At 56.7% G+C, this 14,188-nt stretch carries 10 protein-coding genes and 1 tRNA gene; 2 read left to right on the top strand and 9 right to left on the bottom strand.

Features of this window, described 5'->3' with window-relative positions:
• Nucleotides 1-4 precede the first annotated feature (4 nt).
• From ACR0JG_RS02435 to ACR0JG_RS02455, 5 genes are all read right to left on the bottom strand, one after another.
• Nucleotides 5-1,315: a radical SAM protein gene (locus tag ACR0JG_RS02435; RefSeq protein ID WP_480567440.1), complete on the bottom strand. Its 1,311-nt coding sequence runs from the start codon at nt 1,313-1,315 to the stop codon at nt 5-7.
• Nucleotides 1,312-3,072: a ferritin-like domain-containing protein gene (locus ACR0JG_RS02440; protein WP_480567441.1), complete on the bottom strand. Its 1,761-nt coding sequence runs from the start codon at nt 3,070-3,072 to the stop codon at nt 1,312-1,314. The genes ACR0JG_RS02435 and ACR0JG_RS02440 overlap by 4 nt, the downstream gene beginning before the upstream one ends.
• On the bottom strand, nt 3,065-4,738 hold the full coding sequence (locus ACR0JG_RS02445; RefSeq protein WP_480562492.1) for a hypothetical protein: 1,674 nt from the start codon (nt 4,736-4,738) through the stop codon (nt 3,065-3,067). Before ACR0JG_RS02445 ends, ACR0JG_RS02440 begins: the two co-directional genes overlap by 8 nt.
• A 39-nt stretch (nt 4,739-4,777) precedes the next feature.
• The gene (locus ACR0JG_RS02450; RefSeq protein ID WP_170646689.1) at nt 4,778-6,343 is read right to left on the bottom strand and encodes an FAD-binding oxidoreductase; all 1,566 of its coding nucleotides are present in this window, start codon (nt 6,341-6,343) and stop codon (nt 4,778-4,780) included.
• Nucleotides 6,344-6,463: 120 nt separating this feature from the next.
• The gene (locus ACR0JG_RS02455) at nt 6,464-9,769 is read right to left on the bottom strand and encodes an adenylate/guanylate cyclase domain-containing protein (RefSeq protein ID WP_480567442.1); all 3,306 of its coding nucleotides are present in this window, start codon (nt 9,767-9,769) and stop codon (nt 6,464-6,466) included.
• A 364-nt stretch (nt 9,770-10,133) separates the two neighbouring features.
• Here ACR0JG_RS02455 and ACR0JG_RS02460 point away from each other — a divergent pair, with 364 nt between their 5' ends.
• Nucleotides 10,134-10,511, top strand: a complete 378-nt coding sequence (locus ACR0JG_RS02460; protein ID WP_480567443.1) for a hypothetical protein — start codon at nt 10,134-10,136, stop codon at nt 10,509-10,511.
• A gap of 289 nt (nt 10,512-10,800) precedes the next feature.
• On the opposite strand, the gene ACR0JG_RS02465 is transcribed toward ACR0JG_RS02460, so the two are convergent.
• Nucleotides 10,801-10,876 (bottom strand) — tRNA-Trp (locus tag ACR0JG_RS02465).
• Nucleotides 10,877-11,018: 142 nt separating this feature from the next.
• Here ACR0JG_RS02465 and ACR0JG_RS02470 point away from each other — a divergent pair.
• Nucleotides 11,019-11,723: a DUF374 domain-containing protein gene (locus tag ACR0JG_RS02470; protein WP_170392582.1), complete on the top strand. Its 705-nt coding sequence runs from the start codon at nt 11,019-11,021 to the stop codon at nt 11,721-11,723.
• A gap of 34 nt (nt 11,724-11,757) precedes the next feature.
• Here ACR0JG_RS02470 and ACR0JG_RS02475 read toward each other — a convergent pair whose 3' ends face one another.
• The 3 genes from ACR0JG_RS02475 to ACR0JG_RS02485 all read right to left on the bottom strand — a co-directional run bounded on the left by ACR0JG_RS02475 (nt 11,758) and on the right by ACR0JG_RS02485 (nt 14,132).
• Nucleotides 11,758-11,979, bottom strand: a complete 222-nt coding sequence (locus ACR0JG_RS02475; protein ID WP_170420395.1) for a hypothetical protein — start codon at nt 11,977-11,979, stop codon at nt 11,758-11,760.
• A 270-nt stretch (nt 11,980-12,249) separates the two neighbouring features.
• Nucleotides 12,250-13,425 carry an elongation factor Tu gene (tuf, locus tag ACR0JG_RS02480; protein WP_010441214.1) on the bottom strand — a complete coding sequence of 392 codons (1,176 nt, stop codon included), beginning with the start codon at nt 13,423-13,425 and terminating at the stop codon, nt 12,250-12,252.
• Between the two features lie 116 nt (nt 13,426-13,541).
• Nucleotides 13,542-14,132: a hypothetical protein gene (locus ACR0JG_RS02485; protein WP_170392584.1), complete on the bottom strand. Its 591-nt coding sequence runs from the start codon at nt 14,130-14,132 to the stop codon at nt 13,542-13,544.
• Nucleotides 14,133-14,188: the final 56 nt, after the last annotated feature.

The raw sequence follows: 14,188 nt of genomic DNA on the forward strand, positions 1-14,188 counted from the left end.
CCGTTCAGGCAGAGGCCACCCGTGCGGACACGCCAAAATAATCCGGACGTGCTTCGGACAAGCGGACATAGGCCTGAAGGCAATAGTGCAACCAACCTCGAATGTAGTCGCAAGCGGGGCGTCCGCGATGGATGACTTCGTGATGACACCCGCCGCCGCATAGATACCGCGCCCAGCAGGTGCCGCACGGGGATTGCGTGTGCACGTGCCGATCCGCCAACCAGTTCTCGCGCCGTAGGTCGGGGCCATCATAGACGTTGCCCATGGCTCCGGCTTCGTCTTCAACAAAGCGATGGCAGGCGAACAGGCCGCCATCAGCAGACACGCCAAAATACCCGCCCCCTGCCCCGCAGGCATAGGGCCGGTGGGTGCCTCGGTGGATCTCCTGCATCGCCGCTGCCATGTTCGAGAAAGGGTAGCGCCGCCCTTCGATTACCGCCGCCTCGAAAACTTCGCCGCAACGGATCATCTGCGATAGCATCTCGTCCAAATCACTCCGGTTCAGTTCATGCTGACCGTTGGGCGAGGCCAGCATGGGCGAGAATCCAATCGAATGAAATCCCATTCCCACAAACCGATCCAGCGTCTCTGGCAGGTTCATATTCTGCGGCGTAACCGTTACCCGGGCACCAACCTGCATACGGTGTTGAGCTGCCAGCAAAGGCTCGACCCGTTTCAGGATCGTATCAAAACTACCCCGACCGCCACGATTTGGGCGCAGCTTGTCATGGACCTCGCCCACGCCATCCAGACTGATGGTGACAGCAAATCCATGCGCTTCGAAAAACGCCGCATCCTTGGGGCGTAGCAGGGTCCCGTTGGTTGTGATCGAGAACCCGACGCTCAACCCGTTGGCATGCGCCTGATCGACGGCATATTCCGTAGTGCGTTGCACCAGATCACGGTTGATCAGAGGTTCTCCACCCAAATAAGCAAGGTTAATCCGCACACCGGGTTCGGCTTCGGCCACCAACCGATCAACCGAAGCCTTGGCGACTTCCCATTCCATATTCCGCGCGGGTCCACCAAATTCTCCCCCTGCAGCATAGCAATAAGTGCAAGCCAGATTGCATTTCTGCGCCACTGCCAGTGACAGCGACCTCACGGGCATACTCTGAGGCGGCGTGTCATCGATGAAAGGTGTTCCATCCAATCCCATGGACCTGAGGAAAGCGCTTTGACTTCTCTTGTCCATCGTTGCGAATTGGTCCGCCGTCCCCTCAGGCACATCAAACACGCGCGATCCATCAACGGCCAGTATGTGATCTCCATGCCCTGTGTCAAAGAAATGCACCTGCGCGGCGGGTGGGATCACGCCTTACCCTCCGTCCAGAACGGGATGCCAATCCCCTTGGCGGCCAGCGCTTCGCCCTCGACGCGGAACAGCTTCATGTCATCGCGCACCTGCTGGATGTAGGCCTGGGAGTCTTCAAATTTGCCATCCGCTTCAAGCGCATAGGCGTTGGCTAACCCATCCTTGACCTTAGCGTAGAGTTCCAGCGCCGTCCTGGCCTCCTCTTCAGTGCCAACGTCAATCTGACGCAAATAGACAGGCGTGCCTTCTCCCGTATCGTATTTGGCCAAAACGTCCTTCATTTGACTGAAGCGCAGGAAGTGCTCGTCCCCGTCAGTGTCGATCCGTACCGCCAGCGCATAAAGGCGGCGTTCCGGGAACAAATCCTCCTGCTCCAAAGTCGCCACACATTGCGCATAAGCGCGGTCGATAAAGCCTCCGGGGCGCTCGATCTCGATGAAATCCGCAAGCGCTTCGGCCGTTAGTGGCCTCAGTGCGCGCGGCTGAGTCTTACCCTTGCCCGCCGGCAAGGTTTCGGACGGGGTCAAGATGGGTTCATACCCCTCGGGCTCAAGCTCCCAAAGCAACTGGTTCGCCCAGCGCATATGGGTCATCTCGCCAATCGCGACCTCCAGCACCGAACGCCGGGCAAATATCAGATCGTCTTTCAGCGTCGGCCATTTTTGGGTATCCGCCGTTTCGGGATCCGCCAGCGAGAAATAGGCATAAAGATATTGCAGGCTCAGCGTCATCTCCATCGCGGCCAGACGCGTCTTGAGGTCCTCGATCATCGCCTGCGGCGTGTCATAGGGCTCCACGCCTGGCATTTCGGGATCAACTTCATAAACCTCGCCCGTTTCGCGGCCTTCAACGACGATAGGCAATTCGCTCCACATCTGATTTACCTGATAATGGTCAATCTGGTAGGGGCGGTTTTGTTCGACCGTATTCAGCGCCGCGACGTTACCGGACGGAGACTTGTCCGAGCGCAGCCAATCCAGATAGGTCTCGGCCTCGATCGGGTTCTTTGACTGACCCGAGGGTAACTGATCGTCATGCGCCACCTCAGCCATCACCACGTCGGGGTGGTTCGAAGGCCAGTAGTGGCAGCCGCAGTCGCGGAAGTCATGGGACCACGGATTGCACAGGCTTTGCGTCAATTCTCCGGGATCATAGGCTTCGCTGAAGACCCCCGCCTCGGTCCGGTACTGGCGGCGGAATCCGTGCAGGACGACCTGCTCGGTATCCACGATGCCCTCATGATTGCGCCGTTCCAGAGCAATGCTGACCGGTTTGTCATCACCATGTTCCAGACTGCGGATGAACCGCCAAATCATCAGCCCGTCATAGGGTGTGCCGTCTTTCTCCTGAAAGGTGATCCGCTTGCCGCTTTGTTCGACCCAGGACAGGAACCAGCGACCTTGGCTGAGCTTTGCGCCAATGTCACCGCTGTAGGCCTCCAACAGCGTCTGCACCCACTCCTCGGGGCTGTTGTCAGGCAGCATCGGGTCGTAGAAATAGTCCACAAAAACCAGATGGAATCCCTGCGAATTCTTCGGCGCCTCGGGCACGGGGTTCAGCGGCACCCGCGCGGCGTTGAACACCAGACCGGGGAAAAAGCGGCGGTCGAGGTTGCGCACATCCATTTCCAGACCGGGAAAGCAATTCCCCACCGATCCGTCCAGTCGCGTGTTGTCGGGGTTGCCCGGTACCTTATAGGCCGCGCGGGCGGTCAGGTTGCGGGGTTTAACGCGGATTTGGCCGGGCTGATCAGACATTCTGAGCCTCCGTTTCCTGTGCAACCAGATAGTCGATGAACGAGATCACCAGATGGTACTGCCTGCGCGACAGCGACAGTGGGTAATAGTTGGAATCGCGCATATAGGGCGGCATCCGCGCGTCGTGCATCGAGTCGCGGATAATCCGAGGATCGCGAAAATCCGGGTTCGGATTTTGATCAGGGTTCGGGTCGGTTTCAAGCTCGGTCAGGATACCATATGGTGGACGCAGCAGTGTTTTAACGAAATCCGGGCGACGGCGTAGGAAATCCAGCAGGTTGGCCTCGTCGATCAGTTGCTCATGCACGAACTTCGTCGCAACTGTATAGGGCAGCCGATCATTGGGCACGGAGTTCGAAAAGACCGAGATCGGTTGCGGGCGGATCAGTTCGTCGATCTTGTCCGGCGGCCTTGCATCCTCCTCCGTCATGGATTTCGCATCGGTTGACGGCAGGCCCGGCGTCGGGGAAATCCCGGTTTTCGCCTGTAATTTGGCATTGTCCTTCAAACCTTGCGCGCGGATATCGTCGAGGTTGATCAGGCTGTTGGTCTCGAAGGCGCGGCGGAAGATATCGACCACCTCGTCTTTGGCCTGGGTGTAGTTTTCTTCAGTTACCGAGATTAGCGACAGATCACGATCGGCCAGATCATCCTCAAGGCTGTAGAACGGCCGCGCATCAGGTGCAAAATCGGGTGGTCCGGTCATGATCGTGGCGCGCGCGGTCAGGCGTTCGCCACGTACTGCCAGCGTCGCCTCGATCACGCCATCGCTGGTGTCATCGGCCACTCCCCAGGATTGGTCATTGCCCACACGGGCACCGTCGTAACTATCGTGCGGCTCAGGGTCGTCCGAAGTGCCGGACATCATGATCCATTTCGACCAAGGGGTGTCGGGGTTCAGGATGCGGTTCTGTTCGGGCACGATTTCGTGGATGCGACCATATTCCGATTTCGGCGGGTCGTTCTGATAGCCCGGTACGGCCAGCGTCGCCGGACCGTATGCAGCATCAGGCGGGCCATAAACCTCACCTTTCGGAGGCATAAAGCGCAGGCGCAGGATGCTGCGGTCGATGAACTTCCCTTCGACCGGTTCATCATGACCCTGCACAGGATGCATCACACGGATTGAGCCTAGCGGGATCGGGTTATGCTCATAGACCATCGGCTGTTGTTCGGACGTATACGGGCTGAAGGCCAGCAGGGGTTTCGGGGTGAAATCCTGACCCGCAATCTCGACCCGTGCACGAAACCCGCAAGCCGCGTCGCCAGTCCGGCGCTCGGCCTTGGTGTTCCCGACGGTTACCGAATAGCGCACGTTTTGCAGCGACAGGCCCTGATTGTCGAGCAGATCGAGCGTCACCGGTGTCTCATATTCCTCGCCCGTTTCGGCATCATGCATCCGCGCCCACAGCTCAAAGAACGGGGCAACCGGGCGCAACGCGCCGCCTTCGTCGCGAAAGCGGATCGTGTCGGGATCGGGAAGATAGGCGGTGACACTGCCATCTTCGATCTCGCGAAAGGTTATGTTCGACCGGATGACCGTTTTGTTGTTGCCATGGGCATCCATGTCCTGCTGCCACTCATAGCTTTCCAGCGGTGTCTCACCCGGTCCAAGACGGGCAACCGCCATGGGTGGCAGAAAGAAAATCTCTTGGATCGTGTCCATACTGGGCCCTCCCCCGTTTGGCCTTGGCAGCCCCCGCTTTCAGGGGTTCGAATAGCTCTCGTATGTGATCGTTGGGTCGTCGAAGATCGACTTGGACGTATCTCGGATGATGTCTGGCGGAGCGTCATCCGGCACCGGCGAAATGCTCTGCTGATAATGGAAGAAATTATGCGGGTCGAATTTCTGCTTCACGAACAGCAAAGAGTTGAAATACTCGCCCCAGTATTGCCAGCGATAGTTCTTCTGGGTCCGCCGTGGATAGTTCTGATAGACGCGGTCAATGAAATAGCCTTCTTCGGTCATCAGTTCCATGAATCCGTCGAGCCACGGCACAACGATCTCTTTTTCTTCTTCCGACACCCAGAACACATCGACGTAGAAGTTCAGCGACACATCACGGTGAATGAAGGCATTGCCTTGTTTGCCCAACGGCATCCGATTGATCGCCCCCCCATAGGGTTCGATGGCCACAGCGCCATAAGCGTTGGGTGTGCTGTCGAGGTAGTCTACGACGCGCTGCCATTCGACTTCGCTGAGCTGGCGTTCAATATATCCGGCCTGCTTATCTTCACGCGCCTGATCGGGGACGACGGGGATGTCATATTTGTCGTCATATAACCATGAGTTGATTTCTTGATAGGTGCCATAGTTCTGGTCGTCCTCACCCATCTCGCCGCCGATTTCATCGCTCAGCAGGGGCTGAACAAACGCGTTCCCCTCTTCGGACGTGCCATCATAGAGCGCCGACACCAGCAACACCTTTCGATCTCCCTGATAGGCCAGAAAGATATAGGCCCCGAAACGGTCATCTTCGCAGGTGCGCATGTAGTTGGCCTGCAGGTACTCCAGTGCCTTGGCGGCTTTGTCCAACGGCCATGTGATGTGGCAACCCCAGACTTTATACAGCTGGTGCAGCTGGTAGCGGATTTCCAGCAACACACCAAAGTTGTTGCCGGTCCCGCCTCGTATGGCCCAGAAGAGGTCGGAGTTCGTGTCTTTGTCCGCGATCACGATACTGCCGTCCCACAGCATCACGGAGACACCCAGAACGCTGTCGCAAGCCATCCCAAGCCTGCGCGAGGTAAAGCCATAGCCGCCGCCCATCATGAAACCCGCCACGCAGACATCCTGACAGGCCCCGCCCGGCACATGCAGGTGATAGGAGTTCAACTCCGAATTCAGCATCTTGAACGGTGTGCCCGGACCGACATAGGCCATCGGCACCTTTGGATCGACGGTCACGTAACGCATTCGGCTGGTATCCAGCACCATCTGGTTATTGACCGAATACCCCGCCGTGCTGTGACGCCCTGACCGCGCAACAACCCAAAGGTCATGCTCACGCGCGAAAGCAAGGCTGGCGCGTACATCCTGAATGGTCTCGCAATAGACGATGATCTCTGGGTAGTCCTGGAAAGCCGGATTCCAAACCTGCCGGTCATTGTTGTAATCCGCGTCGGTCGGCAGAGTGACCGTTCCAATCAGTTTCTTCTCAAATTCACGTAACTCATCGGGCGTGATCGAATGGTACTGCTGCAGCGCCAGATCGGTACGGCTTTGCGCCAAGACATCCTTGGCCAGAAGGGTTTTGCTGATCTTACGCATTAGGTCTCCTCATACCACAAGAGCGGGGCGCCGGACTGGTGACCCAGCGCTTAAAAGTCGAAATTCAGGTATCATCCCAACTCTGCCCGCGCCCAAGCTGGCAGCAAGTTGGCCTTCGGGTCAAGTAATCGTTTCCATCAACGCTCGTGCGTCTTTGAGGTCCGGCAGTTGGGCATCTTGATGGAAATGCGACATGACCGAAATCAACGCCTCACCAACCGGTTCGCCTCGGTGTTGCCGCCACTCCGCCAACGCGACCGCCGCACGAAGCTCGTAAAGCCGCGCGCCTTGCCTTTGCGCTGTTTCGATAGCGCGCAACAGCAGCGGTACGGGATCGCCCCCTGTCTTGGCTACAAGGGCGGCCTCGATACGAAGCTGATCGGCCTCGGCCCATTTCTCTTCGGTTTTACTCAGAACATTTCTGGCGTGCGTCAGAGTCTGATGCGCAGCGTCGTGATGGCCGGCGTTTGTCTGAATCTCGGCAATCAGCGAAGGGAAGAAAGTCTTGTAATTTCCGGCCCCAACCGACCACCAGTCTTCCGACGCCTGACGCAGGTCCTCGATATGTTCGACTTCAGAGGTCGTGGTCGCCTTTGCCCAGCTTTCCCATAGCCGCGCAATGGTCGCCATAAAGGGTAGCGAATGCTCCTCGGCGACTTCGGACAGCGCCTTAACATCCCTTTGCAATGCAGGGATGTCGCGCGCCAGCAGGTGAACCTTGCACATGTAAACCAAGATCTGCGCCACACTATGCGCGTGCTTGAGGTTCTTGGACCATTCCAGCGCTGTATTCTGCACCTGCAGGGCATCTTGATGCCGACCCATCAGGCAATAACATGTGCCCAGAAATGCTGATGTAATCGCGGCATGATCCGTTCCATAGACATAGGCTAGCTGGCTGTGCTGATCAAAATCATAAAGCGCCCAAGCTTGCTCAAGATGGCGCTTTGCATCTGACAGGTTGCCCAGATGCAATTGCACCGCCCCCATGGCGCGATGACCGACCATGCGGTGTTCGGTCTTGCCGCTTGTCGCCGCCAGATCGAGGATCTGCGCAGCCACGCCTTTCGCCAATCGATATTCGGCACGCACAAGATGGAATGCATATAGCCCGTTGAGCACAGGAAACAGCCGCTCGGTCTCGTCAGCTCGGTGACATAGTTCGCGCAGACGCCCATAGGCCTCACCCGTCGCATCCCCTGAAATACCACTTGTTGAGCGCAGGACACCGGCACGCAGAATCTGGATGTCGATCTCTTGCAAATCCCGTGCACGGCTCTTTGGCAGATCGGCAAGCTGATCCAGAGCTTTCGACAGATGGGTCAACGCCTCGGCCTGGGCCGAGCGTTCGATCGCTCGACGCCCCGCGCTTTGCCAGTGCATCACGGCCTCATCCGCGCGTTGGGCCAACGTGTAATGCTGTGCCAGAACCTCGGGCTGAGTCTGGGCCAGTTGCGGCTGGTTCTCCAGCAACGCACCCGCCGCGCGGTCATGCAGCGACTGCCGTTCCGTGCGCAGCAGGCTGTCATAAGCCATGTCGCGAATCAATGCGTGGCGGAAGATGAACTCATCCTCTGCCGCATCCGGGGCTTGAAGAATGATCCCGGCCGATGAGAGCTGTTCCAGTCCGGCCTGCAGAACCGTCGGAGACAGAAACGAAACAGAGGCCAGCAACGCGATCGAGAACTGCCGCCCGAACACGGCGCCGGTTTGCGCCACTTCTTTGGCCTTGCCCAAACGGTCCAAACGCTCCATCAGCGAATCCTGCAACGTGCTGGGAACTGAAAGCGATGGCAGGGGGCCGCGCACGACATAACCCTTGTCGCTCAAGCGCAATTGCCCCGATTCCAAAAGACCGCGGGTCACTTCCTGGACATAAAGCGGAATGCCATCCGTCTTGGCCGCAATAAGGTCGCAAACCTCGGGTGGTACTGGGTGCCCCCCCGCCACCTCAGCTACGATCTCAGCCACATCCCGATTGGTCAAACGCTTGAGAGGTAAACGTAGGGTATTGTTGTGGTGACCCCAACCCGGATCGAAACCGGTACGTGCTGTTACGACGATCAGCACCGGTAGGTCCCGAATATGTTCGATCACCCGATCTGTAAGAGACAAGGTGGTCGGATCAACCCAATGCGCATCTTCGAACAACAGCAACACCGGTCGTTCTCGCGCTAACGTCGCAAGCTGTTCTGTCACTGCCTCCAACGTCTTCTCAAGCTTCACTTGCGGCGGCAGGTCGAGAGGCCCCAGCGTAGCATCAGCATCAACGCTCAACAAATCAGCGATCAGGCGCACATGCTCAGGCGGGTGATGGCGCAAGAGGTACGAGAGTTTTCCCAGTTTATCCTCATCGTTGTCTGTCGGCGCAAATCCTGCGGCGCGTTCCAGATGCTGAATGATCGGATAAAGTGCCGAGTTGGCATGAAAGGGCGAACACTGGAAGTTCAGGCGAAGCGCGCCTTGATCCAGCACTTCTTGGCTAAGCCCCTCAATCAGGCGTGATTTGCCGATCCCTGCCTCGCCAGTGACAAGAACCGATTGTCCAGCGCCCTGACTTGCCTCATTCCATTTGTCGGTCAGCTTGCGGAACTCTGCCTGGCGCCCAATGAGCCGACCAGAACCGGCATCAGGCATTATGTCAAATCTGCGCTCGATCCGCGCCTGCCCTGTGACGCTCCAGGCTTGTATCGGTTCCGAAAACCCTTTCAGTGCGAAAGACCCGCGATCCTGCAGTTCAAATGCATTGCCCACCAATCTGCGAGTGGACGGGCTGATGATCAGTGTATTGGGCTCGGCCAAACTCTGCAAACGTGCTGCCAGATTGGGTGTCCGCCCCATGACCACGTCATGTTCCTTCAACCCTTCGCCATGGATCTCGCCCACAACGACAAGACCGGTCGAAACACCGATCCGCGCAGTCAGACGCTCCTGGCCTTCCATGCGATTCAATCCTTCAAGAATATCCAGACCCGCATGAACGGCGCGCGAGGCCGCATCTTCCACCGCATGAGGATACCCGAAATAGATCATCGCCCCGTCACCCATGAAATCGGCGATATGTCCACCAAATCGAGCAACCGAGGTCGAGCAAATTTCCTTGAACCGCCGAAGCAGCTCCCCCAAGTCTTCGGGATCAAGCCGCTCGGACATGGCAGTCGAGCCAACCAGATCAACAAACATAACTGTCAGTTGCCTCCGCTCGGCGACTATCTTCCCGCTGCCTTGCACCGGGGTCGGATTGGAATCCCGCGCCTGCCCCAATGCGGCCATCAATCGGCGCCTTGGTCCAAGTGGCAGCCCAAGGTCGATCAAATCATGTTCGGAGAGGTGTGCGAGATCGGCCAATGTAACTTCGTTCGACGCGAATACCGGCGCATACTTCGACAGCCCGTGTTCTTCAAGGAATGCGTCGATCTCTGTCATTATCCCCGTTGTCCCCGATCGTCTCCGGGTTCCCCTACCCGGTCAGGCTTGCATATTGTGACACAAAAGCCGAACGACTTTAGCACATTAGCTGGACAGTCCTGATGGCTTTTCCTTCAGCCTTGATCAAGCTTTTTCTTTATTGCCGCACACGTCAAGTGAATTGCGCCACACGTATGCACCAAGCCCGCGCCTCTGTTGCAGGAATTTCGCTTGTCCGGTGGGAAATGGCAGGGGCAGCAGGGTTCGAACCCGCGAGCTACGGTTTTGTAAACAACTTAACCCAAAATTTTTCACCACAAGGATACCACAAACGAACTGAGGGCCACTCAACCTTAAGTGATAGATAAGCCCAGGGTTCGACGTGATAAAGAAGAAGAACGACACGCTTGGCGCCAGCCTCCTCCTCCAAAGTAGATGTGGCACCGATTGGTTTGAAAACCCTGGACGAAACACCTCTTGCCTGTATTCTTCCATTTCCTATCAACCATTGAGAAAAGAAATGAACTTCAGCGAATGGCGCGCAAAGGTCGAAAGCGCGAAGCAAAACTACGACGAAGTATTTAAGGCAGCCAAACAGGCGGCGCAAAGTAAACTATGTGAATTAGATTTGATGGAAGAAGAAGTGTTGAACCGAGTGTATGCGCCAGATGATGAACACGTAAGGCAAAATGACATCGAATGTAACAATGCCAGGTTGAAAGAAGTCTCAGATTTTCTGGCATGGCTGAGCAAAGACTAGCGGATCATAATTCTAGCCATTTAAAGCATATGCTTCAGTGACCTCAGTAAGACAACTGTACCTTGCCAGGTTTGTAAAAAATACCTGGTAAGGTCATCACACTTCCCATCAAAGAACTGGTCAACGCCTTAATGTTAATAGTAAAAAAGAACGGCAAGGGCTCAGGTCCGCTTTGATATTGTCAGACTAAAGTGGACCAATTCGAAGATTCGGGCATTGAACTGAAAACCATGTTGTAAGTGCTTCACGCCGTCAGAAAAAATATCGCCGCTAAGTTGTTGATTTTAAATGGCAGGGGCAGCAGGGTTCGAACCCGCGACCTACGGTTTTGGAGACCGTCGCTCTACCAACTGAGCTATACCCCTAGGCTGGGCCATCAGATATGACAGAGGCGCAGCGGACTCAAGAGGCTTTTTAAGTTTTCCGAACACTTTACCGCTGACAAAAAAGTTGCGCCCGGCGCGCAGTTCTTTAAGACAAGGCTCGGCCAGCAGGAGGACCGCAGCCTTGAGCATCCGCAAGAAAATCGCAGACAGCGAAGCCGTGCTGAACTGGGTCGCGCGAAGGATCGCAAGCTATATCCGGTTGGTGCATCGCAACACACGCTGGCAGCGCATCGGTTACGAAGAGCTGGATCAACTGGCCGAACAGGGCGAACCGGTCATCGTGGTGCTGTGGCACCAGAGACTGGCACAATCGCCATATTTCTTCCCACTGGACAAGGGCCGCATTTGCTCGATCACTTCGGCCGCGCGCGCGGGCAGCATGGTAGGGCGAGTGCAGAAGCTGTTCGGGATGGATACAATTGCAATGTCCAGCCGCAAGCGCCACGTCGCCTTGTCGCGCGAAGTGCTGGGAAAGATGAAACAGGGTATCTCGATTGGCATTGCCGCCGACGGCCCTCGCGGACCCGAGCGGGTATCCTCGACCGTACCGCTGGTCTGGGCTCGCACATCAGGTAAACGAGTTTTCGGCATCACCTATTCCGCGCGGCACGGGCGCGAAGCCGGAACTTGGGATCGTCTGCTGATGCCTCGCCCCTGGCGCAACGACGGCGTATTTCTGTGCCGCGAATGGACCGATCCAGTTCCACGCAAGGCCAGCGAAGAGCAGATTGAGGCCCTTCGTCTGAGCCTTGAGCAGCATATGAACGACATCACCGCCGAGGCCGACCGGATGGTCGGGCGTGAGCCATGGGCAAAGAGCATTTGAACCCAGAACCCGGCGTGAAATGACTATTGCGCCGTTAGGCTGCGTCTGCGCTGGTTTTGACCGAGGTCGCTCCTCTCGCCATGCTGTCCGACATTTCAGCAAGCTTGATATCAAATCGCTTGCGCTCTCGGCAAAAGTCGCTGATTTTGCACTCAACTTCCTGTTCGTCGTCACCGAGAACAGCGGCTCTCATATCGTCCAAATCCTTGCTGTGAAGGATTTGCGTTCCATAGTTTAGAAATTCAAAACCAAACATCTTAGTCTCCCCTGATCGCCGGGACGCGCTTGATTTGCGCGTCACCCTTGCTGTTGCAATAGAGAGCTGGGAGTTCAGTCTTCGTTTGGAGTGGACGGTAGATTAAGAATGCGAGATCGACAGCTGTTTTGTTCAATGAACTCAGCTTGCCCGAGATCATTCGACGAATAATCTCAATGCGCCGAGAAGATTGGATGAGAAAAGGCCGCCCCATGTGGAGCGGCCTTCTTTAGTTCACCGATTTGTCGGGCCAAAGCCCGACTACCGTGATTACTCGATGATTTTCGAGACGACGCCGGCGCCGACGGTGCGGCCGCCTTCGCGGATGGCGAAACGCAGGCCGTCTTCCATCGCGATCGGGGCGATCAGCTCGACGGTGAAGCCGACGTTGTCGCCGGGCATAACCATCTCGGTGCCAGCCGCCAGGGTCACGGTGCCGGTCACGTCAGTTGTACGGAAGTAGAACTGCGGACGGTAGTTCGCGAAGAACGGAGTATGACGACCGCCTTCTTCCTTGGTCAGGATGTAGGCTTCGGCTTCGAACTTGGTGTGCGGTGTAACCGAACCCGGCTTACACAGAACCTGGCCACGCTCAACACCGTCACGGTCAATACCGCGCAGCAGTGCGCCGATGTTGTCGCCCGCTTCACCGCGATCCAGCAGCTTGCGGAACATTTCAACACCAGTACAGGTGGTTTTCTGAGTGTCACGGATGCCGACGATTTCGATCTCGTCGCCAACATTGATCACGCCACGCTCGACACGGCCGGTCACAACGGTACCACGGCCCGAGATCGAGAACACGTCTTCGACCGGCATCAGGAACGGCTTGTCAACTTCACGCTCAGGGGTGTCGATGTAGTCATCAACAGCCGCCATCAGTTCCTTGATCTTCTCTTCGCCGATTTCCGGGTTGTTGCCTTCCATCGCGGCCAGAGCCGAACCTGCGATGATCGGAATATCGTCGCCGGGGTATTCGTAGCTGGACAGCAGTTCGCGAACTTCCATCTCAACCAGTTCCAGCAGCTCTTCGTCGTCAACCTGGTCAACTTTGTTCATGAACACGACCATCTTCGGGATGCCAACCTGGCGGCCCAGCAGGATGTGCTCGCGGGTCTGCGGCATCGGGCCGTCAGCTGCGTTCACAACCAGGATCGCGCCGTCCATCTGGGCAGCACCGGTGATCATGTTCTTGACGTAGTCGGCGTGGCCGGGGCAGTCGACATGCGCATAGTGGCGGTTGTCGGTCTCGTACTCCACGTGGGCGGTCGAGATGGTGATGCCACGTGCTTTTTCTTCAGGCGCGCCGTCAATCTGGTCATACGCTTTGAAGTCACCGAAATACTTGGTGATTGCTGCGGTCAGCGTGGTCTTGCCGTGGTCAACGTGGCCAATCGTGCCGATGTTGACGTGCGGCTTATTACGCTCAAACTTTTCCTTTGCCATTCCTCAGGCGCCCTTTTTGCAATTTGGGGGACCCTTGGTCCCGTGGTTACATCTGCGCGCGCGAGATATTTGGTTCAGGGGGGAAAATCAAGCACATCCTGAGGGAAATGCATCCATCACGCCGGATTTTGTGTGACAGCTTCGGTTTCAAGCGGCTGGATCAAGCTGGGGCGCTTGTCAAACCAGCCATCATCCTTGTGCTCTTCGGCCAGCCACTCCTCAACCCGGTCGGCAACCTTCAAGGCCAGACCGTTCATCTGTTCTTCTCGGGTGCGCGCATTTCCTGATCCAGTAAGGGCGCTTTCACCGGTGGTATCTTCGAGAACCTGAAACTGCTTGCCTTTAGCAAGGAACTCTTTCTTTTCGACGTCATAGACGTTTACCAGAACGATGGCGGTGCTTTTGGGGTTGTAAATCACAGGAATTCCCGGAGGTGCCAACATGTAGCCCTCGAGACTGATGCCAATGTCGTATTCCTGTGAACCTTCATACCGGCCAAGCCTGATGTCCACTGCATTCTGGATCGCTTTGGTCCATTCATCCGGCGTAGCATCCCGCGAAACCGGTCCCTGAACGGCCTTTTCCGCAAAGGCATAATTCACGCGTAGCTTGAATTCACCCAGCGATTCGGGGTCTTCATAAACCTGCGTTTGGGTGCATGCGCCCATCAGGGCCAACCCGGTGATCAGTGTCAGAATGCGCAGCATGTCTCTCGTCTCGATAGGCCTGTTTTCTTTGGATGTAGCGCACCGATACGGGTTGT

The organism is Ruegeria sp. AD5 (genome assembly GCF_056542345.1).